This is a genomic window from Roseimarinus sediminis (assembly GCF_050433125.1).
In the GTDB taxonomy this organism is placed as follows: Bacteria; Bacteroidota; Bacteroidia; order Bacteroidales; family Prolixibacteraceae; genus Roseimarinus; species Roseimarinus sediminis.
In genome coordinates this window covers 16,218-39,451 of sequence record NZ_JBNPXV010000016.1, presented here as the reverse complement: position 1 = coordinate 39,451, position 23,234 = coordinate 16,218, and the positions used below count along the sequence as shown (strand labels likewise).

Genomic DNA, 23,234 nt, shown 5'->3' with positions numbered 1-23,234 from the left:
TGATCCACTTCCCATAAGGAGAATAATGGGATCGATGCTAATCAATCCCTCTCTCTCCGCAAAACCAAAGCCTTGCAACTTGTTGCGGGGCTTTTTTGTTTTCACGGAGCGTGCAACTCGTTGCTAAGCAAGGGGAAACAAAAAAGACCAAAACCGAAGGTTGGCTTTGGTTTTGATCCACTTCCCATAAGGAGAATAATGGGATCGATGCTAATCAATCCCTCTCTCTCCGCAAAACCAAAGCCTTGCAACTTGTTGCGGGGCTTTTTTGTTTTCACGGAGCGTGCAACTCGTTGCTAAGCGAAGGGGAAGCAAAAAAAACCAAACCGAAGGTTAGCTTTGGTTTTGATCCACTTCCCATAAGGAGAAAAAATGGGATCGATGCTGATCAATCCCGCCTCCGCAAAACCAGGAGGGTGTATAAAAGGCCTTCGTGAGACTTTGTGATAACCTTTGGGTACTTTGTGGTGACCTAAATAATAGATGATTGAACCACAAAGAAAAACAAAGTACACACAAAGCAGCACAAAGAAAAAAGATTGTGTTTGATAACTATTTAGAAAGCCTCTTTTTGTTTTCCATGAGCGTCTGGCTTGTTGCTGCGATGAAATACAAAAGGTGCAAATTCGGGAGTTCTATTTAGAACTTCCAACTAACTCCCGAATTGGCTCGTATTACACTGTCTTGAAGCTCTTTACACTTATCGTTCTTTTTCTTTTGCTATCGTTTTGAATTTTGCCTTTGCTCTTTGCTGAAGATAGTTATCAATGCCCTGTTTGTCGGTACATTGAAATATAATGCTTTGTTTTCGGCTGAAATAAGCTGAAATGCATTAATTGAAACAGTTAAGGAAAAGTATTCATCTTGAGCCAGAAGCCAACTGAAATAAATATTTCAGGATAAAAGCAAGAGCTAACGCTGTTTATTTCTCTGGCTTTTTAGCAATGGTATAGCAGGTGCTTCGCCCTTGTCCCTGTCGTTCAATCAGTTTTTTATCAAGCATTTCATTGAATATTTCTTTGGTTTTAGTTTCTCCAAAGTCCAATAGTTCCATTGCCTCTTTTCGGGATATTTTTTCATTATCCAGTAAAGACAAAAGAATTCTCTTTAGCTCCAAACTTAATTGGTCGTAATCGGTCGTAATCGGTCGTAATCGGTCGCTGCAAAAATTTTTCTTCTTGAAAAAGAAATTAAATAATACTGTCTGCATGGGTCTGCCCCACCAGTGAATAGCTGATTCAGCCCGATAAACCATCATTATTTTTCATCAAAACGAATAATATTTGCCGTAAACGAGTGTTTTAAATAGGTCTATTTATTAACTTGTACCTGCATAAGTCGCTGACCACATACTGTTTAACAAAACAAATAGGATGCAGCACTTTGCTTTGTGCATCATAGTTCAGCGCTTCGTTAAAACACCATATCTCGCCAGACAGTTTTGCCTTCAGAACACAAAACGCCCGACGAATTATTCGCGATAAGACATGACACTACACCTAAAAAAATAAAAAATGGAACAAACTATTCACGTATCACTTGTTGTAATTGCAATTATCCTTTTGCTTATTGCAATTTACGACATCATGGATGCAAGGTTAAAATATCTGTCATTCAACCTTGTATGGCTGATGATTGTCATCTTTTTGCCTATCATTGGCCCCATCGCCTACCTCTTCCTGAGAAAAGGAATGCGAAGTAACTTGCCTAAAGAATTTAATCCTGATTTCAATGAACATGCACCCAATAATGTAATTAGTGAAAAGATGGAATAAACGAAGAAATAAAATAGAGCGATCAGCCGATAATACAGCCATCTATAGCGGGAGCCTGATCTTCCTTCAAAAAAATGCCACCCGGTGTGGGTGACATTTCTTTCATTACGATCACTTGCATTAGTATTCTTCCATCACTTTTCAACGCCGACAGGACCTTCGGACGCTGTCGGGTTGTTGCTTCATTCAAAGGTTTAGCATTTCACCCCCTAAAACCTGACAGCACCGCCAGGCGGCGGTCTGTCCGTTGCTGCACTTATAATGCTCGTGTTCCAGTTTTTCATTTGACAGCATATCCTGCTTTTTTTCAAATGGAATGAAGATTGAAAAAAGGGATCAATCTACTCTTGATCAATCCCTTCGTTCTCTTTTCAACGCCGACAGGACCTTCGGACGCTGTCGGGTTGCCGCTTCATTCAAAGGATTAACATATCACGTTCTCAAACCTGACAGCACCGCCATCAAGCGGTCTGTCAGCGTTGGTGTACTTAGGTGACTCGTATCGCAATTTTTCATTTAACAGCACATCCTGCTTTTTTTAGTTTGAGTGAAGATTGAAAAAAGGGATCAATCTTTTCCAATCAACCCCTTCAATCGTTTTTTTCAATCCCCAATGCTTCTCTGTTGTTAAAATCTTTCTGGATGAAGCCCGATACTTTTTTGCTAAGACTTAAAACGATTTTGATGGTGCTGTTGCTGATTTTGATACTGATTATGCTGCTTTTGATAAAGGTTTTGCACTCATTCGATGACCTTCAAAAAAATACTTTTATTCACCCAAATGAAAACCATGCTCATCCAAAGGTGCAGATTGCTCATCTAAAGTCCCTTGTGTTGTCCTTTGTGACCTTTGTGTTTAAAAAAAAGCACTAGTACCATGCAGTTTTAAGTTTTAGCAGCCTGTTGTACACGCCGTTCTGTTCAGCTCTACATCCTTCTTTCCCAAATTTTGTAAAAAGCATCCCGAATTGTATAAGGCCCATGCCGGCTGCCTGTGCGATATTTGCAGTATAAAATTGGTAATATGCAAAACGTACAAACAACAAAGGGAAAAAAAGAAAGCTACAAGGTAGCCGGCATGACCTGCGCAGCCTGTGCTATCAGCCTCGAAAGCTACCTGAAACCGCTGGGTGGGGTCAGGCAGGTGTTGGTCAATTACCCCAACCAATCGGTGGCCATCGATTTTGACCCTGAACAAATCTCCATAGAAAAACTGCAACAAAAAGCAGCTGAAATAGGCTATCAGATTCTGGCCGGCGATAAGGACGGGCGTGAACAGGCTTTCGAGCTCATCGAAGAAAAAAGGCTCATAAAGCTGCGTCGTAAGCTCCTATTTGCAGCAGCGCTTTCCACCCCGGTCTTCATTATTTCCATGTTCATGATGGGCCGTGTGCCCTACGAAAACTGGATCATGCTGGCCCTCTCCTTTCCGGTGATGTTCTGGAGTGGAGCCGAATTTTTCATCATTGCCTGGAAAAAGCTCCGGCACCGCAGCGCCAATATGGATACCCTGGTGGCACTCAGTACAGGAATTGCCTTTGTTTACAGCACCTTCAATACCGTGTATCCTCAGCTGATCGAAAGCCTGGGCCTGCACGCCCATGTATACTTCGAGTCGGCCGTCATCATCATCACCCTGATACTGTTAGGACGTTTCCTCGAAGAACGCGCCAAAAGCAAAACTTCATCGGCCATTAAACAGCTGATGGGACTGCGCCCCAAACAGGTGACGGTCATCCGCAACGGACAGGAAGAAGTGATTGGCTACAGCGAACTCATCAAAGGCGACCTGATTGTACTGAAACCCGGCGACAAGGTGCCCGTTGACGGAAAAGTGAAACGCGGTGAATCGTTCATCGACGAAAGCATGATTTCGGGCGAAGCGATCCCGGTTTCAAAAAGCAAAGGCGACGAAGTTTTTGCCGGAACCATTAACCAGAAAGGATCGCTGCGCATACTGGCCACCAAGGTGGGCGATCAAACCCTGTTGGCGCAGATCATCCAAATGGTACAACAGGCCCAGGCCAGCAAGCCAAAAATCCAAAAACTGGCCGACAAAGTGGCCGGCATCTTCGTCCCCATTGTACTGCTTATTTCGCTTATTACCTTTGCCATCTGGTATTTCTGGGGTCCCGAGCCACAGTTTACCATGGCATTGCTTTCGCTCATTACGGTGCTCATTATTGCCTGTCCGTGTGCACTTGGACTCGCCACCCCAACAGCCATTATGGTGGGCATTGGAAAAGGCGCCGGTCTCGGCATCCTCATCAAGGATGCACAGGCACTCGAAACCGCCCACAAGGTCGACACGCTGGTGCTCGATAAAACAGGAACCATTACCGAAGGGCACCCCAGGGTGAGCGCTTTGATCTGGAACAACAGGGAAGAAGCCGCTCATCTGGCGCCCATACTGCTTGCACTCGAAAGTCAGTCGGAACACCCCATTGCCGATGCACTTGTGCAGCACCTTAAAGAACAGAACACGCAAAGTGTCAGGGGCGGGCAATTCAACAGTCATACCGGCATGGGTGCCGAAATCAGCATCGATGGCATAAGTTATCGTGCGGGGAATGAACGACTCATGGAAGAAAATGGCATTGGTATTCAGGGAAAGTTGAAATATGAGGATGAAAAGCTGCGCGACGAAGCACAGACCGTGATTTATTTCAGCGAAGGTGAAGAATTAAAAGCCATTGTTGCCATTGCCGACCAGATCAAAAGCAGCACCCGTCCGGCCATTGACAAGCTGCATGCCATGGGCATTAAAATAGTGATGCTTACCGGCGACAATGAACAGACTGCCGAAGCCATTGCCCGCCAGGCTGGCATCGATGATTTTAAGGCCGGTGTACTGCCTGCCGACAAAGCCCGCTACGTGCAAAGCCTGCAGGAACAGGGAAGCGTGGTCGCCATGGCCGGAGACGGGATCAACGACTCGGCAGCTTTGGCTCAGGCCGATGTGGGCATTGCCATGGGCAGCGGCACCGACATTGCCATCGAAAGTGCCGACCTCACCCTGATGCACTCCGATCTGCAACAGCTGGTCCGCGCCATCAGTCTGTCGAAAGCCACCATGCGCACCATTCGTCAGAATCTGTTCTGGGCCTTTATATACAACATTATTGCCATTCCGGTGGCCGCAGGTGCGCTCTACCCCGCTTTCGGCTTTTTGCTCAATCCGATGATTGCCGGCGCAGCCATGTCGATGAGCTCCATTTCGGTACTAAGCAACAGCCTGCGTTTACGTAAAAAGAAACACATTTAAATACAAACAGTTATGACTACAGCAAAATTTAAAACCAACATCAATTGTGGCAACTGCATCAAAGCAGTAAGCCCCTTTCTCAACGAAGTAGACAGTCTCGATACCTGGAAAGTCGATACCGAGCATCCCGATAAAATTCTTACTGCCGAACTCGACGACGACAATACGCAGGTCGTGATCGACGCAGTAAAGCAGGCCGGTTACGAGATTGAAACACTGTAAGGAAGCATGCCTTCAGGATAAAGTACAGCTGGCAAGAATCAAGATAAGCAGGAATTTCTTGCATCTTGATTCTTGTTACCAAAGAAAGTGCATGAGTGCATGAGTGTTTAAGTTCATGAGTGCATAATTCCTAGGTCCAAGGTCCTAAGTCTTAAGTCCTAAGTTTACCCTGTTGAATAAGTACTTTAATCATCCGATCAATAAATATCAATTTTCAATCTTCCATTTTCCTTTTGTCTTTTGTCTTTTATCTTATGTCTTGATACTGAATTAGAATCAGCTTCAAGCAGCCGCTATATTTCATTAACCGTATTCCAACATTGAGTTCATAATAGAATCGGCTTCAAGTACCCACTGTATATCGTATTCTAAACCTTTAGGTGAATTCCATCTTATTTTATAGAAATCCTCCAAAGAATAAAGTGCTTTACCATGGACATAAACTTTGAACTTATTTTTATGTTTAAAAAAAATACCAGGTAAAAAGTAACCTGAATGGTTTTTGCCTGAATAAATAACAACTTTGAAATAAATATTGACATCATCCAATAAACTCAGATGCGTATATTTCAGATTGGGACTAAAATCAGCACTTCCAATCATGATGTGCTCATTACCATTTCTAACAATTAGATGGAAGGATGCTCTTAATGTATCCTCCTCAAAAACCCAAATTTCTGCATTATTAAGTGAAAATTCACCATATCGGAAGTAGTTAAAGATATTGCCATCATAAGCTGATAAGCTGTCAATGGGAATGTTTAATGCCGGAATGATCAAAAAGCGAACATCCTCGTACTTTAAATCAAGCAATTCTGGATTATTTTCAATAATATAGTCATGGTAAAGCTCAACCCAGTTATTATGGATCCGCTCACTAATAAATTCAGGAATTGAAAATTGCGTTAATGAATCATATGTGGCATATTGAATTTCTATAAATTGAGAATTCAATCCTCCATTACAGCTTATATATGCCAATAAAATAAAACACAACCGTGTATATTTCATTCGTTTACAATTTTCAAGTTTCTAAAAACTTACTTTAAAATTTGAGAACGGATGAAATCGCTCCGCTCTCACATCAACTTTTTTAATCATCCTTGTTTGTGAATTTTTGATTATAAAAGTTCATGTTCCTTTCATACGTATCCAAAAGTTGACTGGCAACTCGTTTAAGATCTTCATTCTGTTTCTATAAAAGAGAATTTCCAATATACATTAGTTGATCATTTTATTTTTACCTTGCTAAATCGACAATTTTCCCAATGTAGCTGTCAAAATCCTTTGGATTTGAGAAAATACCTTTATGCAATTGCCTAATGGAAACAATATCACCATCCATTAACATTGCAATCGTCTCATTCTGATTGACAAATGTTCCCGTAGGAAGTGGAAAAATTCCTGTTCCATTGGTCAATGTTATTTTAAAACATAATTTTCTATTCTTATAATGACTATAGGAAATTTGTTTCAGATAGGAATTAAAATCCAATTTCGTTATTCCTTGAATTTTCTGATTCGCATCAAGCAAAACAGTAAACTTTAAGAGCAAGGTGTCTCCTTCAAAAATAAGTAATTCACCATTGTTTACCGACAACCTCCCCCTATCGAGATAATTCAGAATATTTGACTCAAAATCTGATAAATTCTCAATGGGGATATTCAGTGAAGGAACAATGAAATAATGAATTGAATCCGCATTTTTGATCACAAATTCCGGATTGTCTTCGTGAATAAATTTCTTATAATAATTATACCAGTCTAAGGATGCAATTTCATTTACATAGAATGGAATCGAATCATTTGACAAATAATTATAATCACTAAATAGCGCTTTAATTGATTCACCGTTGTTCGAAATAGTGCAGTTTGATAATAAGCAAATTACGACTATTAATATGTGTAAATCTTTCATCGCAATTAATTTATCATCCAAATGGGTTCATGATGGTATACTTTTTCAATTGGTTCACCAATTTTATTTTATATTTCTTAAGCGCTGATAGACGGTGGTGATTTACAGGGGCTCCATTTGTCTAAACGCTGTATCTTAATGCCAGCTCACCCCTTCTTCAGCTGATAAAAGAAACAGCTACAACACCACAAGAGACCAATGCAAAAAGCAAATTTTCTCATTCTTCAAGTGATGAACGTATAATGGAATCGGCTTCAATGATTTTGTAAATATACTGCTCAAATCCTTTTTGCGTTTTCCACCTGATTTTATAGTGATCTTTCAACGAATACAACTCCATGCCATGTCCCAGCACCTTAAAATCACTATTACCTTTCCTCATAAAAACACCGGGAATAAAGAAAACACCTTCGGTGGCATCAATCAACATTACTTGAAAATAAAATGAGACATTTTCAAAAATAGAAGAATTAGTCGTACTTAAACCTGAACTAAAATCTGAATTATAGATCTGATTGATTCCGTACTTCCTGCTAATTTTAATAACAAACTTCGCCCTGAGTGTATCTCTTTCGAAAACCCATATCTCACCGTTATTTAATGAAAATTCACCACATCGAAAATAGTTAAAAATATTGCCATCATAAGCTGATAAGCTGTCAATGGGAATGTTTAATGCCGGAATGATCAAATAGCGAACATCCTCGTACTTTAAATCAAGCAATTCTGGATTATTTTCAATAATATAGTCCTGGTAAAGCTCAACCCAGTTATTATGGATCCGCTCACTAATAAATTCAGGAATTGAAAATTGCGTTAATGAATCATATGTGGCATATTGAATTTCTGTAAACTGAGAATTCAATCCTCCATTACAGCTAAATGTTATCAATATAACAAAACACAAACAAATGTTTTTCATTCGTTTATTTCTTTTAAATAGCCGTTTATCTGTGAATTCAATCTGTATGCTTGACATAATGGTATATTTTACCCTCATTGCTTGTCCCTATCTATTGGAAGAACTTTCACCAAGTTATCATTAGCGATTGTGAACCGACAGCTGTCGCACAATGCTCGTTTTATTTCATATTTCAAAGTGAAATTCTTTGTAAACATTTTCACCGATTTTTGGAGCACCATCTCTATCTATTTCATTTGTATCAATATATTCCTCATTTATTGAAACATAGTTTTCATATATCTTATTTCTATATCCAGTAAGTAGTGTAATTTCATAAAACGTCAACATGCCAATGTTGCCAATAGCTGCTGTAAACTCATTTCCTACACTCTCTTCTAGTACCGATGTAATAATCTGATTTGAACATATAAACTGTAAGTCTCCAGACCATTCAAGCAAGGTACCAATTTTATATTTCAGTTCAACAAGAATGCCATCACCTGGTACATATTCACTGCCAAGTATTCCTTTGACTAATTTTATTATTAAATCCAAACTTGTCACATTAAGTACTATATTAAAACCTATATAAGCTAAAGAATACAATGTTGTTTCTAAAGTCTTTACTTCAGTTACCGGTCTTATTCTCGTAATACAACTAAAATCAAATGAGTTAGTACAATGTATGCATTTAAAGTCACATCCTTCAGGTAAACTCTCACCATATTCTAAGATACATCCTCCGCAATCGGGACATACTTCACAATTACAGGCTACTGTTTCTTCCTCACAGGCTGAACAATAGGAATGACCGTATTCTCCACAACAAGCACAAATGATAGGCAAGGGTTCATCATCGTCATCATTTTCTTCGCTTTCACTATCATTAACAATATCTTCATCAGCACTGTCCTCCTGATCAATATTCGGAGAACTTACGTCGGGCTCATAAATAATACTTATCTCTTCTATTTCGATATTAATATCATTTACGTAAATATAACTTCCTACCACCAATGCTAAGTAATCCATCATCCCATCATTATCAACATCAATAGAGAAGGATCCGTCACCATTCTTGTACCAGGTTGCATCATCACTGTAAATCTCTTGCTTAACTGCTTCAGCATCTAATGGATCCGATGTATTGGTATCCCCAATATCGTCTTCGCCTTCAGTATCATTGGTTTCCCAAAAATCATCCGCATCATCGTAGCCCTGACTATTCCAATAATCATCTTCGTCGTCGTAACCGTTATCTGCATAAAAATCATCCGCATCGCTGTACTCATTGTAGGGAATGTCGTTTTCATTGGCCCAATCTTCCAATTCATCCCATTCTTCCTCTGTCCATCCGAACAGATAGCGGCCGTCGATATTCAGCATAAAGATACTGAATACAAGGACAATAGTCAGCACTATCTTTCTGAAAGTTCCCATTGCTTATATTGTTTCTTTTTGGCTTTGAAACTTTTTCGATGCAGTTGGTCCCAGGAGCTGTAATTTTCGGCAGAAACCAGGAGATACATTTTTGCCCTGAATTCTCCAATGGCCTTGCTAAGTGCCGCTTTTCGGATTTCTTTGTCCTCCACCGAGCAAACAATTTGAAGACGTTCGGCCTGAAAAGAACAGAATAGTTCAGTTAACGACGTTTCTCTGGTGCTATCCCACGGACAGGCAATCAGGTATTCTTTGATCAGTTGACGGGCTTGCAGTTCCCAGTTGATTGAATCATGAATATCGGCCATCAGGTACAGGCTGTACCAGGGTAAATTCAAATAAGCCATTTCGTATTCACAAAACGGTGGCAGATGATTGAACAGTTGATTGGGTGCCAGCGGCGTATACAATGCTGTGCTGTCGGGCCACGAACTCATATCACCATAACACAGATCGGTGTAAGTATGGTAATGTGCCTCGTAATGATTGTAATTCTGACGATTGAGCTTCAACCAAAGCAATAATTCTTCCCGACTTAGCAGCTCTTTCATTTTTGAAAGAAAGATTTTGTAATTATTCAACGAATAATGAATGAATTCCCGGGGAGCAAGCTCCATCTGACTGATAAAATACCGTCCCGACTGATAAGCCTCAAACAGATTAATAAAGTCAAGGCTGTCGGCTGATGTTAATTCTTTAACTGCCCCTATTTCACCGGCAAATAAAACAGCCGAAGTTCTCCAGCTGGCAGTGTCGTCAATAAAATAGCTTCGGTAATCGTCCTTTAACCAGTTGCTGATTATTTGGATGCGCTGACTTGTATTTAACCCAGTTTCTGATTTACAGGCCACTGTGTTCCGATGCGCCACCGCAATTGAATCAGCATTTGGATCCCGCTTTGAGGAACTGCATGCAAGCATCCCGGTCAGGATGAAAACAATCAGCATTTGATATGTTGGGAGCGCTTTCATCAAACTATTTTATCATAATTAAACGTCCGCTTGAAGTATCCGAAAATTGCACCAGAACCAGATAATTACCAGCTACTAAATCTATATTTAGTTGTAAGTGAAATGGCCCCGAAGAGAACAATTCACTATGAAAGGACTGCACCTTTTTTCCATTGAGTTCATAAATCTCCACCAATACGCTTCCCTCATCAGGCAAGTCTCCGCTTACATTAATAAGATCTACGGCAGGATTGGGATAAACTTTCAGACTATTCGTCAATTGAGCATTTTTCAGCAGTCGGTCGGTGTGCTTTACTAAATTTTCGTTATCGAGTGTTTCTATACTACCGTCCCTGGAAAGAAGACTGTCGCTGGCCATATCAACCTTATTTTCAGAGCTAAGTGGCTGTTGCAATAACAACATCATGGGTTGCGAAGGTTCCAGGGTATAGGGAGAATACATCAACACATTTCCGCTCAATATTTGATCGTAATCATTTTTGAAATACTGCAAAGTCCCTGCTTCCAGCCTCCAGTCGACAGGAACATCATATCGATCGGGATCAATGTAGGTGCCACTGGTAAAACACAGGAATGAATCGGCCAAAAATCCACTGAACAGGAAGGTTGTATCTCCTTCATAATTCCAGGAACCTGTAAATTGTATTCCTTCCTGTTCAAAATGAAGTTCAACCGGCTTTTCAGCAACGATCTTTTGCCCGCCGTAATCGTACACTGCCAGAATCCCTTTCCATTTTCCGTTCAGCAAACAACTTGTATCGATGTTGTTCCTGATTTTACGATACGAAGCGGGAGCTTCCAGTCTGTTTTCATTGATCACTTCCGACTTAAACAGATTGGGTTCATCGCCTTCGCCATGTTCCAGCATTAATTCATCGAAGGCGATACCATGACCATTTATTGCAGCATTTTCAAAACATTTTCGGGCTTCCTGCAAGTTCTTTTCTACACCATAACCATTGCGATAAGCCAGTCCCAGCATGTATTGGCAGGATGAACGCCCCAAAACAGCCCCCTTACGAAACCATTCCACAGCAAGCTCATAGTTTTGTGGCACGCCCAGACCCTTGTACAAAAAATAACCGGCTCCATACATTCCTCCTGCAAAACCGCTTTCAGCACTTTGTACAAAGAAATCGAATGCTTTCAGGTAGTCGATTGGCTGATCGCCCTTACCAAACTTATGAATGAGCCCCAGGTTAAATAGTGCCTTCCCGCTGCCCATGGCGGCAGCCTGCTCAAAGAGCTGGTAAGCCACTGCAAAGTCCTGTTCGATTCCGATCCCAAGCTGGTGCATTATTCCCATGCAGTTCAGGCCTTCGGGGTCACCCAAATCAGCTGCTTTTGAATAACTGGCATACGCTTTATTATAGTCGGGTGCGTTTAAGCCGCCAATTCTGTATTGATGCCCGAGTTGTATTTGCCGGGAAGCGCTTAGGTTTCCATGTTGTCCGTGAACTGCTGTTGTACACAACACGAACAATACAAGTAGTTTGACTTTTGAATACATTTCCATCTGCTTTGAGATTTACCTGCTACCATTGAAAATTCCCCTGGTAGTGTTTTCCCTGTGCTTCAATTTTTTTAGCTGCCTGTAACTGTCGCAGTATTTTGGGCCTGGTTTCGCGTAAGCGGGCTTTCACCTGTTGCCGCTGATCATAGTCCCACTCATACCTTTTATTGGCTTTCTCTTCAGTCAGATAGTAATTGTAAATGGCTCTTTCTGCTTTTTTACGATCCTGCCCTTCGAGCAAGCTGGTTTGATCCAGTTCCGACATGGCATACTTTGTCATTTCATTGACCCTTGGCAGACTGGTCAGTTCAAGATAGTAATCGTACTGCTGCGCATTAAGTATGGTCTCCAATGCTGAACTGTACTGTTGATTGGCCGCTGCATAATCGAGCGAGTTAAAGAACCCGTCTTTATTGATTTCACGCAGTTGTTCATTGCGTATCCGATAGGCCTGCACGATCTGCTCCTTCTGAGTATTTGATAATTGCAACAAGGCACCTGTTGCAAAAATCTGACTGTACTTGGCATCGGTTAAATTGTTCACAAAAAGGTAGTCGTCAACCCTTTGCCTGTAATAAAGCACTGAATCGCCGAGCGCAGATTTTTTACCTGACAACTGCTCATCCATGCCCGACAGGAGAAGAGAGAAAAAATACTGCTGTGTCAGTAGATTTTCAAGTTGATCCAACTGATTTTTACGTGCCGGCTTACAAAAGTCAATTTCCTGAACAGCCAGCAAAGCAAGCCTTCCGGCTTCCCTGTTCAGCTCATCATCCAACAGGATCATTAGTTGCTCAATGCTAAGTAGCGGATATACTTTTGCTTCAATCTCCCAAAAATTAGCGGTAGCGATATCCAGTTTTTCTATGTCCTTTTGCTGCTTGTTGCTAAGCGTAATTCGCTGATTGAGTTGCGAAATAATTTCCTTACTGGTAAGTTGTGCTGTTAACTGCATACTTAATGCAATGAACAGTATGAATATAAGTTGCTTCATCGGAATGTATCACTTAAGTTATTGAATTCTTTAGCATTTCCATGAATCGTTGACTAATTCATGACTAAAATTAAGGCGGGAAAATGGAAGATACAGGCTCTGTTTTCCGAAGGCGACAAATTCTTTTCCGAAGGGAGTGAAAACAAATTTAAAGTAGATTATTATGTTTGAAAACTTAGTCTCCAAAAGCTTTAATGGCCTTAATCAGGCTTTCCATTTTTGCTTCTGCAACAGGCAGAACGGTACCATCGATTAATTTAATGCGCCGACATTTTTTGTTAATCGATTGAATCGCTCCCAAATTGACCAGATGAGATCGGTGAATTCGAAAAAATAAATGCGTACTCAAATCAGCCTCCAATAAACAAAGAGGATGTGAAACTACTTTGCTTTTGCCATTTTCAAGATGAACAAGCGAATAACTCCGGTCGGATTCAACTCTGAGTATAGAGCGCTGATCAATTACACGGGCTTCATCTTTCTCGTAAATAATGTATTTACGAAAAAGTGTTGGTCGATTGGTTTTTGAGGACTCCATAGTTTTGTTTTTTACCAGTATTGAACGGCACCATTGGAAGTGCAGTTAAAAATTCGTTCTTTTCCCTGCGAATATTCAGGGACCATTAGCAACAGGCAGTTTACAGGAACATCATTGTACACCAGCGAATCGGAAGTGCCAGCATTTACTGTTGCCACTTCAGTCCAACGCCGATCCCAGAAATAAAGCTTGTAATCTTTATTGGGACGTATAAGCAAATAATTCTTCTTATTGTGAATTACTACATTTTGCTTTTGCTGTTTATCAGCGATCAGCTCAACAGTGTTTCCATTTTGTAAAAGCAGAAGCGGATTACTTAATGGTTTCATAATTCCATTGTGAAATGTCGCAGGCAAATAAGCCACTCCCGTTCCCATCGATTCGAACAGTAAGGTGTCGTTTTTGATCACGGTACATGCAATGGGGCGCCACTGCAAAGCATTAAAAACGCACAAATAGGCAACATCGATCTTCATCGGATCTGCCGGCAAAATATGGGGGTGTATGCAAACATCAGCAGTATTCACATAATAAGGGGTCACATCGAGCAAATAAGGATTTCGGAATTCTTCGATTTCGATTGCCTCAGGCGGATGCTGCATGGCAATTGACGAAGGTTGCAGGCTAAACATAAAACGATATACTTTGGCCAGCTCCTTTTTGATAAGATGACTTTGGTAGCTTTCTTCAGCTCCCATAAAACTGTAACCGTAGCGCAAACTATCAAAGGTGTAGTTCCAAAAGTGACCTCCACCCGATGCAGCCCAATATGGTGTGAAGTCGACAGTTGCCGGCAAACCCACACTTCGCAGGGCATAAGCAGCCAGGTTCACCATGTCGGGGCAACTGCCACTTTTTGAATTAAGCAGAGACAAAGGCCCCTGTAATACTGATTGGCCCGAAGCATTTTCAAACTCAAAGGTATTGGCAAACCAGCGTTTTAATTCTTCGTTGATATGATCGGCAAGCAGCAGGGGATTATCACTGTTGAGCGAATCGGCCAGCGGCATGAAAAGTTCGTGATAGGTGCCTTGCCAGGGCTCCAGCATTTCGGTATTGATCCGGTAAGGCAGAATGTATTCGCAAAAGAAATCAAAAGAATAATGCTTCGACCATGGCTTTTCCCAAACATCAAACTGATGCTCGATGTGGCTGATTAGAAAGGCAGCTGAAATGGTATCCAGGTCATAAAAAAGCTGAATCTTCTTTTGTAATCTGAAATCCCGAAATCCTGATTTCACAATAGCTTTCTCTTGGTCGCCGGCCACTACAAGTTGCTCTGAATAATGATGCTCCATATTTCGCAGAAGAAAAATGAGTGCTTCCCGTTTCAGAGAATCACCATCACTGAAGTATTCCAGCGCCCGGGTCAATTCCTTTTGCTTATTACTCTCTGCAAGCAGCACCGCAATATCGTCGGGAAAAGGACGAGCGACATCGTGGGAGCAACTGCCACCGATGATGAACAAGCCCAGGCACCAATAAAATAATTTATTTTTCATGTTGTTTTCTATTAATTTCAAAATCAATCTGACACCGAAAGTCTTCCGCCCTGCGCATCAAATCAGCGGTGCAGCTTCCTGTTATATTCCTGATTTATCAGGTAGTTCATGGCTTCGCTCTTTATTTTCGTACTTGTTTGGTTCTCCACCTTGGGTTGAAAAGCGATCAGTGCTTTTGCCAGTTCCAGGGCTTGGTCTGCATTTCCCTGAAGTACTTCAGCTTTGAAAAAGTAATACAGTGGTACAATCCGGTTAGGTGCCTGGCGGCATAAGCGGGACGATAAAGCTGCTGCTTCGGCACCACGCCCCATCTCAAGCAAAGCCTGAATTTTGAGCAACTGAGCATTTAACTCGTATACAGGCTGATTGCCTCTGTTCAGAAAGAAATAAGCACTGTCGGGCTGGCCGCGCAGCATCGTCTTTTGGGCCAGAAGCACCTGCATGCGGGTGTATTCAGGATAGCCCCAGGCCAGGGTTTTCAATTTTGAATAATCGGTTTCGCTTAGGCTACGTTGTTGTGAATACTGCCGCAAAAAAAATGATGGAGCTAAATACGAGCCGGTATTAAAAAGAAAGAAGATGGCAAATAACAAACTAAGTGGCAGCAGCATTAAAGGTAATTTTATACTGAAATGAAAGTGCAGTGCCGCATCCCGCAAGGCAAGTCCAAGAAATACAAAATACAAAAGCACAAGTGGAAATACAGTACCGGTAAAATGAGTTAACGATATGAGCACATAGTTCCAAAGCGCATACAATACGGCCCGCTCGCCTGCCGTACGAATTGTTTTTGCGCTGCGACGAAACAGCAAAAAGAACAAAGGAGCCAGGTAAACCAGCAGATAAAACAGCAAAGCGGGAATACCACCTTCAATCCAGTGCTCCAACAGTTCGTTGTAGGCCCATTGCGGCTGACCACTCACCCACTCCAGCCGTGGATGATGGTTTTGCGTGAAGAAATCGGCCTGAGCCGGCCAGTAAGCTGAAGCAAAACCACCGAAACCTGCTCCCCAAAACGATTCATCAATAGCAGTATGGAATGAAATGCGCCATATTAAGCAGCGTCCAAGACTCGATTCTCCTTCCCAGAGCACGAGACCGGCAGCCAACAAAAATAAAAACACCGAAAGCAGCATTTTGTACTTCACCTTCCCGTTAAAATGAAACACAATTCCTCCGCTGACCAGTGCCAACAACGCACTGCGCGATTTCAAAATGATCATAAGAAGTACCAGGAGAACAGCAACTACCCGTGCCGTGATTCGCAGGTCGCTCCCAACTCGTGTAAATGACAAATAAAGTAAAAAGGGAAAAGCAAGTGCCCCAAAAGCTGCCAGCACATTGGGATGGCCCAATGAACCACCTGCCTTAAAAAGATCGGAAGAATTTCCCGCTAAACCGGCGTATTGTGCAAACACGATCAATAGCTGAAAAACACAAAGAAAAAGCAAAATCCTGCTCAATGAATTGACATCCTTTAAAGAGGAGACCCGCGCCAGAAAATAAAATGGAAGAACAAAAAATATGATTTGAAACTTAGGGATCATTTCAAATCGAGGTAAAAATACCGAATGAAGAAAAATATAAATAAAATAGCTAAGTACAACAAAATCTGGTAATTTAAGCACTAAGTCTTCCGTACTTTCTAAAGTAAAAAGCAGAAACAACAGCAAAACGACAGAAAGCAGGGAATAATAAAACCAGCCGGGAAGTTGTTCTTCGAAAAATAAATCGGAAGTTAGAAAAACAGGAAACAAAAATAAGGCACTGAAAAAGTTTTTGTAGTTACTTTTCCAGAAATGAATAATCCGGGGCCTATTTTTTATCTTCATTCCTACATTCTGAAATCATTTAAAACACTGTATTCAGAATGTATCGCAATTGTGTTTACCAGAACGAAGAAGCAAATTACAATAAAATTTTAAAAAAAACAATTGCCTCAAATAAAAAGAATTAAAACCAGGGCCCTGCTTTTTACACAGGGCCCTGGTTTTTGATGGATGGCAAAAAAGACTTATTTCAGATAATTCAGTACCGCTTCGGGATCGCTGATGTCAACCCTCGATTCAAGAACTGCCAGCGGTGTGCCCTCAATAATGATAAGCTTAAAGCTATAGGGCTGAACAGGTGCCTCGGTCACATTCATCCCGTCATCGACCCAGCGCAGGGTGATCTCCACTGAACCAACAAAGGCATTAAAGTCCATGTATTCAGTCATTGAATTGTTGAGCCAGGTATAGGGCAGCTGATTGAAATGCTGGTCGTCGTAGCCTTCGTTTTGAAGTACATACACCAGCACGGCCCCGTTTTCATAAACGTATTGGCTAATTTCGGGTACGTCGAGCACACAGGTAAAGCCGTCGATATTTCCCGTCCACGACGAAGGATCTACATCGTAAATGGCGGCGCCAACATTGGCAATTCCGTCACGGCCATCGCGGCCATCAATACCATCCATGCCGGCCGGACCGGTACAGGATGCCACAAACAAAGCGCTTGCTAAAATCAATATCCATTTCATGTTATAAGGTTTTAAGTTAAATATCGATCATAATTCAATAATCAGGCCAATTTCAATAAACAGGGATGATCAAAACTTAGGTTTCATTTAAAATGCTTAATTTTCGGCTTGTATTCATAGTACGATGGAAAGTAAAGTCATGGCAAAACGAAGCAAATTCAAAGAGCAACTCTACCGTATCATTTTTGAATCAGATACCAGAAGTGGTAAGACCTTCGACCTGGTCTTACTGGTTTTGATCGTATTGAGCATCGTATTGGTCATGCTCGAAAGTGTAGAGCGTATCAAAAGTCAAATAGGAAACTGGCTGCTAATGCTCGAATGGATCATTACGATTCTTTTTACGGTGGAGTATTTACTGCGGATTTATGTTTCGCCCAAAGTCCGCAGTTATGTTTTCAGTTTCATGGGCATCATCGATTTACTGGCCATCCTTCCCACTTACCTGGCCTTTGGAGTGGCCAGCGCCCATGCTTTAATCATTGTCAGGGCTTTTCGTCTGCTGAGGGTATTCCGTATTTTAAAGCTTTACCATGTACTGCGTGCTGGCAACATGCTCGTACTGGCACTTAGGAAAAGCGCACTGAAGATACTCATCTTCATGCTCTTCGTTTTAATTATGGTGGTACTGCTGGGAACCATCATGTATGTCATCGAAGGGGGTGAAAACGGATTCACAAACATTCCGGTGAGCATTTACTGGGCCATCATTACCCTCACCACGGTTGGTTATGGCGATATTGTTCCGGTAAGTGCGTTGGGCAAATTTGTTTCTTCTTTCATCATGCTACTGGGTTACAGCATTATTGCCATCCCCACGGGCATTGTGTCGGTTGAAATGTCGCGCACCTTTAAAAGTTCCGATCAGCCAAAAAATAGCTGCCCCGCCTGCAAGGAAGAAGACCATTTGCCCGAATCGGTTTACTGCCACAAGTGTGGAAGCGCATTGAACCCGAAGCAGTCCGGGCACTGACAGCTTAGGCATCCTTCCTTCGCACTGCCAGCTCGCTTTCAATTTTCGCCATGGTCTCCTTGTCGAGTTGGTAAAAATAGATAAAGGCGCCCGAGAGCAGGGCCGCAACAGCCGGCACAATGCTGATCATTTTGCGGATACCCGAAATGGTGGCCGGTGTTTGTTCAATGTTGGCTTCAAAGCCATAATAAGCCAGCAGCCACATGGTGATGGAGCCACCCAGTGTCCAGCCCAGCTTTTGGGTCATACTCGAGGCAGAGAATACCAGTCCGGTAGCACGCCGTCCGGTTTTCCATTCCGAATAATCGGCCGTATCGGCGTACATCGACCACAGTAGCGGAAAGATGATGCCGGCACAAAAACTGGTCAGTGCCTGCAGCACGTACACCATCATCAGCGATTCACGGTCGACATAGAAGAAAAACACACTAAATACCGCCGCACCCAGCATGGCAAACATAAAGGTCTTTCGCTTGCCCAAACGGGCCGATACCGGCTTGGCCATCACCACCCCGGCCATGTTAAACAACTGACCCAGCGACAGGTAAAGGGTGCCATAGCGGATGGTGACTTCGGCCAGCGAAATGGCCACATCGTCGCTAATGAAATATTTAAAGTAGTAAACCGCCACCCCGTCGCGTACCGAATTAAAGATGAGGGTCATCACCCCGGCACCCAGCAGGATGAACCAGGGTATGTTCAACATGAGGTTTTTAACATCTTCCTTTAAATTGTTCTGCTGACTTTTGGGAGGCGTAATGCGCTCCCTGGTTCCCAAAAAGGTGAAAAGGAAAAAGACGATGGCAACAATGCCCACCACCACCATGGTAAGTTGATAAGCCGTCGCTTCACTGAAACTTTTGCCAAACAGATCGGCCATGGGCTGATAAACGGCCAGAACCAGCAAGCTGCCGCCAAAGGCAAACAACATGCGGTACGAAGCCAGCGAAGTCCGCTCGTTCGAATTGGCCGTCATGACCCCCAGCAGACTGGCATAGGGAACATTGATGGCGGTGTAGGCCATCATCATCAGCGTATAGGTGATGTAGGCGTAGATCAGCTTTCCGGTGGTCCCCAGGTCGGGTGTTGTAAACAAAAGCACGCCAATGATGGCAAAGGGCAGTGATACCCACAGCAGATAAGGCCTGAATTTTCCCCATCGGGTTTTGGTGCGGTCACCTATGATGCCCATGATGGGATCGTTGGCGGTATCCCAGATGCGGGTAATCAGAAACATGGTTCCGGCTGCCGCCGCCGAAATGCCAAACACATCGGTATAAAAAATGGCCAGATAGATCGAAAAAATCTTCCAAAACATTGATGATGCTGCATCGCCAAAACCATACGATACTTTCTCCCGTAAACTAACGCTTTCACTCATAATTGAATTCTTATTTGTGTTTTTGAGTTTATTTTTGAGTAACTGAGTGCCTGAGTGCCTGAGTGCCTAAGTCTAAAAGTCTATTGTCTAATGTCTAGTGTATTGCTTCCATCTTCCATCTTCCATCTTCCATCTTCCATCTTCCTTTTTCCTTTTTCCATCTTCCTTTTTCCTTTTCCTTAATGACTAATGACTTAATGACTGTTATATTTACCACAAAGAACACCAAGTACGCACAAAGCCCACAAAGAAAAAGTGCCTGAGTGCCTTTCCTATTTCTTATTTCTTGTTTCTTATTTCTTGTTTCTTATTTCTTGTTTCTTGTTTCTTATTTCTTATTTCTTATTTCTTGTTTCTTGTTTCTTGTTTTTTTGTCTTGTGCCCTGCTACCGGATACCATTAATCATTCACCATTCATCATTCATCATTCACCATTCATCATTCACCATTCATCATTATCTTCCGGCCATACAGCACCCATTCAATTGAACCGGCACTACTGTGGCCGGGCGATTCTTTGTTCTTTCTGGTCCGTTGGCTAAAGCCAACGGCAATTCATAGGTCCATAAAAACCTCCGTTCATAAGCGAACCCATTCACAATTCACCATTCACAATTCATCATTCACCATTCATCATTCACCATTCATCATTCACCATTCACCATTCATCATTCACCATTCACCATTCACCATTCATCATTCACCATTCACCATTGTCTTCCGTCCTTTCCAGCACCTCAATCAGTGCCCTGCTATTGTGGTAGGGGCATTTCCAGAAGCCGGCTTTTTCTTCCTCTTCGCAGGGCTTACCTGCTGCATCGACCCGCCAGTACCACTCCCCGTTCTGCTGATCGATCAGTTTTTTTTGAATGAAGGTCCACACTTCTTGTGCTGCTTCGAGATAGCTTTCCTTTCCGCTAAGCTGCCAGGCATTCACCCAGCCCACCATGGCTTCGGCCTGGGGCCACCAGTGTTTGTCACTGTCGAGAGCTTCTCCCTCGCGTTCGTTAAAAAGCGACAACTGTCCGGCTTCCCTCCTGTCGGTGCCTTCGGCCAGGGTTACCTCGCACATGCGCAGGGCCATGGCATTCACCTCGTCGATAAGCGCCCGGTCGCCCAATACTTCGGCAGCTTCGGCCAGCAGCCACGATCCTTCGATGTCGTGACCGTAGGAAACAATGTCCGACTTCACCTTCCAGTCCATTTCGAAGAAAAGCTGAAAGTGGGCCGTTTTGGCATCGATGATGTGATCGAGAAAGACCCTGATTAAACGCCTGATGGCTTCAGCCAGCTGCGGATCTTTGCGACAGCGGTACAGGTTGGTATAGGGTTCGAGCAGGTGCAGGTGGGTATTCATCGACTTGGGCTCGTTGGCATCCTTTGCACTTAGCCGCATATCGTCCAGGGCACTCCTGTCGGCAGCCAGGGCTTCGATATAACCCCCATGTTCCTGGTCGTAAAAATGCGTTTCAATGTCGTGAAAAAGCGCAAAAGCCGCTTCCAGGGCCTCCTCATCGCCCAGGGCGCGGTAGTATTCGGCCAGACCGTAAACCGCAAAGCCCTGGGCATAGGCCTGCTTGCGTGTATTCAGCGGCCTGCCCCGGGCATCCAGCTCCCAATAAACACCTCCATGCTCCCTGTCCCTGAAATGTTCCATAAAATAAGTATAGGCACGCCGGGCCATTTCCTGGTTGCGCGCCTTTTTTCCAAAACGAAAGGTGGCCGAAAAAGCCCAAAGAATGCGGGCATTCAGCACTGCTCCCTTCGTGGCATCGGCTTTGATCTTTCCAAAATGATCCATGGCTCCATAGAAGCCTCCGTTCTCCTTGTCAATCATTTCGACCGACCAAAAATCCATGATGCGTTCCAGCTCCTGACTGAGCGCTGATATCCACTCCTTTTTACTGCTCACCATGCTACATCCATTTTTTATTGTGGTCGATCAATGCGTTAATGGTTTCGACCGAAAGATGAGAATGCAGGCGGTCGGGTGCCGTGTTCAGACAATAGTCGAGCAGCTGTTCAATGGATGTTTCGGCCACATGCATGCGGGTATCCGACGAGGCATAATAGATCAGCACACGACCATCGTCGTCGGCAATCCAACCATTCGAAAAGACCACATTCGACACATCGCCCACCCTTTCATCCTGAAGCGGGCCGATAAAATGCCCGGCCGGTTTGTGGGTGATCTTCGACACATCATTTTTATCGGCCAGAAAGACGTAAAGCACGTAACGCAGTCCGGCCGCCGTATTGCGAACCCCGTGTGCCAGGTGCAGCCAGCCCTTGTCGGTGTAGATGGGATGAGGTCCCAGTCCGTTTTTTACTTCATACACGGTATGATAGGTCTTGCTGTCGATGATGCTTTCGTGAAGTATTTCGGCATGCTCAATGCTTTCCGACAGGCCCCAGCCGATGCCTCCCCCTTTGCCGGTATCGATAAAGCCATCCTGAGGACGGGTAAAGAAGGCATATTTCCCATCGACGAATTGCTCAAACAGCACCACATTGCGTTGCTGACCGCCATGCGAAATAAGGTCGGGCAGGCGCTCCCATACTTTCAGGTCTTTGGTGCGGACAATGCCGGCAGCTGCCACGGCGCTCGAGGTATCCCCATTGGGTGCCGAGGGATCTTTGCGTTCGGAGCAGAAAACACCGTAAATCCATCCGTCTTCATGCACGGTCAGTCGCATATCGTACACATTGGTATCCCATTGATGGGTTTGCGGCAGGCTGACCGGGCGATCCCAAAAACGAAACTGGTCCACTCCGTTAGGACTTTCGGCGATGGCAAAAAACGATTTCCGGTCGTTCCCTTCCACCCGCACCATCAGCAGGTACTTTCCCTGCCATTTGATGGCTCCTGCATTAAAAGCAGCATTAAAGCCAATGCGTTCCATGAAGCGCGGATTGCGGGCTACATCGTAGTCGAAACGCCAGTGCAGCGGCACATGATCGCGGGTAAGCACCGGATGTTTGTAACGCTGAAATATACCATTGGTACTGAACAAGGCCTCATTTTTCCGCCTCAACAGCGCTTCGTGCTCCCGTTCAATTCTTTCCTTTCTTTGATGAAATAATTCTGTCATGCTGTTTTATTTTGAGTTCCTTAGTTCCTGAGTGACTGAGTTCCTGAGTGCCTAAGTCTAAAAGTCTAATGTCTAATGTCTTGTGTTTTGCTTCCATCTTCCTTCTTCCATCTTCCTTTTTCCTTTTCCTAATGACTTATTGACCAATGACTTTGTTATTTACCACAAAGACCACCAAGTACGCACAAAGCCCACAAAGAAAAAGCTCATGAGTACCTGAGTACC

Annotated in this window: 19 protein-coding genes; 4 read left to right on the top strand and 15 right to left on the bottom strand. The window is 43.2% G+C overall.

Annotation, left to right across the window (positions count from 1 at the left end; all coding sequences use genetic code 11):
• Positions 1-922: 922 nt before the first annotated feature.
• A complete protein-coding gene (locus FHS86_RS16760; protein WP_429416398.1) occupies positions 923-1,258 on the bottom strand; it encodes a hypothetical protein in 336 nt (111 codons plus the stop codon).
• A 256-nt stretch (positions 1,259-1,514) separates the two neighbouring features.
• Here FHS86_RS16760 and FHS86_RS16755 point away from each other — a divergent pair, with 256 nt between their 5' ends.
• From FHS86_RS16755 to FHS86_RS16745, 3 genes are all read left to right on the top strand, one after another.
• A complete protein-coding gene (locus FHS86_RS16755; protein WP_429416395.1) occupies positions 1,515-1,775 on the top strand; it encodes a PLD nuclease N-terminal domain-containing protein in 261 nt (86 codons plus the stop codon).
• Positions 1,776-2,799: 1,024 nt separating this feature from the next.
• Positions 2,800-5,040, top strand: coding sequence for a heavy metal translocating P-type ATPase (locus FHS86_RS16750; RefSeq protein WP_429416392.1), 2,241 nt, complete (start codon positions 2,800-2,802; stop codon positions 5,038-5,040).
• A gap of 12 nt (positions 5,041-5,052) precedes the next feature.
• Positions 5,053-5,262 (top strand): heavy-metal-associated domain-containing protein, encoded by a 210-nt coding sequence (locus tag FHS86_RS16745; RefSeq protein WP_429416390.1) that lies wholly within the window; start codon positions 5,053-5,055, stop codon positions 5,260-5,262.
• A gap of 303 nt (positions 5,263-5,565) precedes the next feature.
• Here FHS86_RS16745 and FHS86_RS16740 read toward each other — a convergent pair whose 3' ends face one another.
• The 11 genes from FHS86_RS16740 to FHS86_RS16690 all read right to left on the bottom strand — a co-directional run bounded on the left by FHS86_RS16740 (position 5,566) and on the right by FHS86_RS16690 (position 17,563).
• Positions 5,566-6,273 (bottom strand): hypothetical protein, encoded by a 708-nt coding sequence (locus FHS86_RS16740; protein WP_429416387.1) that lies wholly within the window; start codon positions 6,271-6,273, stop codon positions 5,566-5,568.
• A 229-nt stretch (positions 6,274-6,502) separates the two neighbouring features.
• Entirely contained in the window at positions 6,503-7,180 is a 678-nt protein-coding gene (locus FHS86_RS16735; protein WP_429416384.1) for a hypothetical protein, read from the bottom strand.
• Between the two features lie 217 nt (positions 7,181-7,397).
• Positions 7,398-8,159 carry a hypothetical protein gene (locus tag FHS86_RS16730; protein ID WP_429416381.1) on the bottom strand — a complete coding sequence of 254 codons (762 nt, stop codon included), beginning with the start codon at positions 8,157-8,159 and terminating at the stop codon, positions 7,398-7,400.
• 108 nt (positions 8,160-8,267) lie between these two features.
• A complete protein-coding gene (locus tag FHS86_RS16725; protein WP_429416378.1) occupies positions 8,268-9,524 on the bottom strand; it encodes a hypothetical protein in 1,257 nt (418 codons plus the stop codon).
• The gene (locus tag FHS86_RS16720) at positions 9,503-10,495 is read right to left on the bottom strand and encodes a hypothetical protein (protein ID WP_429416376.1); all 993 of its coding nucleotides are present in this window, start codon (positions 10,493-10,495) and stop codon (positions 9,503-9,505) included. Before FHS86_RS16720 ends, FHS86_RS16725 begins: the two co-directional genes overlap by 22 nt.
• 4 nt (positions 10,496-10,499) lie before the next feature.
• Positions 10,500-12,005, bottom strand: a complete 1,506-nt coding sequence (locus FHS86_RS16715) for a T9SS type A sorting domain-containing protein (protein ID WP_429416373.1) — start codon at positions 12,003-12,005, stop codon at positions 10,500-10,502.
• Positions 12,006-12,030: 25 nt separating this feature from the next.
• Positions 12,031-13,002, bottom strand: a complete 972-nt coding sequence (locus FHS86_RS16710; RefSeq protein ID WP_429416370.1) for a hypothetical protein — start codon at positions 13,000-13,002, stop codon at positions 12,031-12,033.
• A gap of 175 nt (positions 13,003-13,177) precedes the next feature.
• Positions 13,178-13,540 (bottom strand): LytR/AlgR family response regulator transcription factor, encoded by a 363-nt coding sequence (locus FHS86_RS16705; RefSeq protein ID WP_429416367.1) that lies wholly within the window; start codon positions 13,538-13,540, stop codon positions 13,178-13,180.
• A gap of 11 nt (positions 13,541-13,551) precedes the next feature.
• Entirely contained in the window at positions 13,552-15,042 is a 1,491-nt protein-coding gene (locus FHS86_RS16700; protein ID WP_429416364.1) for a transglutaminase-like domain-containing protein, read from the bottom strand.
• Between the two features lie 62 nt (positions 15,043-15,104).
• The gene (locus FHS86_RS16695; RefSeq protein ID WP_429416361.1) at positions 15,105-16,505 is read right to left on the bottom strand and encodes a hypothetical protein; all 1,401 of its coding nucleotides are present in this window, start codon (positions 16,503-16,505) and stop codon (positions 15,105-15,107) included.
• Positions 16,506-17,056: 551 nt separating this feature from the next.
• The gene (locus tag FHS86_RS16690) at positions 17,057-17,563 is read right to left on the bottom strand and encodes a hypothetical protein (RefSeq protein WP_429416358.1); all 507 of its coding nucleotides are present in this window, start codon (positions 17,561-17,563) and stop codon (positions 17,057-17,059) included.
• Between the two features lie 139 nt (positions 17,564-17,702).
• Here FHS86_RS16690 and FHS86_RS16685 point away from each other — a divergent pair, with 139 nt between their 5' ends.
• Positions 17,703-18,536: an ion transporter gene (locus FHS86_RS16685; RefSeq protein WP_429416356.1), complete on the top strand. Its 834-nt coding sequence runs from the start codon at positions 17,703-17,705 to the stop codon at positions 18,534-18,536.
• Between the two features lie 4 nt (positions 18,537-18,540).
• Here the strand turns inward: FHS86_RS16685 and FHS86_RS16680 are convergent, their stop codons facing one another.
• From FHS86_RS16680 to FHS86_RS16670, 3 genes are all read right to left on the bottom strand, one after another.
• Positions 18,541-19,917: an MFS transporter gene (locus FHS86_RS16680; protein WP_429416354.1), complete on the bottom strand. Its 1,377-nt coding sequence runs from the start codon at positions 19,915-19,917 to the stop codon at positions 18,541-18,543.
• Between the two features lie 700 nt (positions 19,918-20,617).
• Complete coding sequence (locus FHS86_RS16675) at positions 20,618-21,832, bottom strand: AGE family epimerase/isomerase (RefSeq protein ID WP_429416351.1); 1,215 nt, start codon at positions 21,830-21,832, stop codon at positions 20,618-20,620.
• A gap of 1 nt (position 21,833) precedes the next feature.
• Positions 21,834-23,009, bottom strand: coding sequence for a glycoside hydrolase family 130 protein (locus FHS86_RS16670; RefSeq protein WP_429416348.1), 1,176 nt, complete (start codon positions 23,007-23,009; stop codon positions 21,834-21,836).
• Positions 23,010-23,234: the final 225 nt, after the last annotated feature.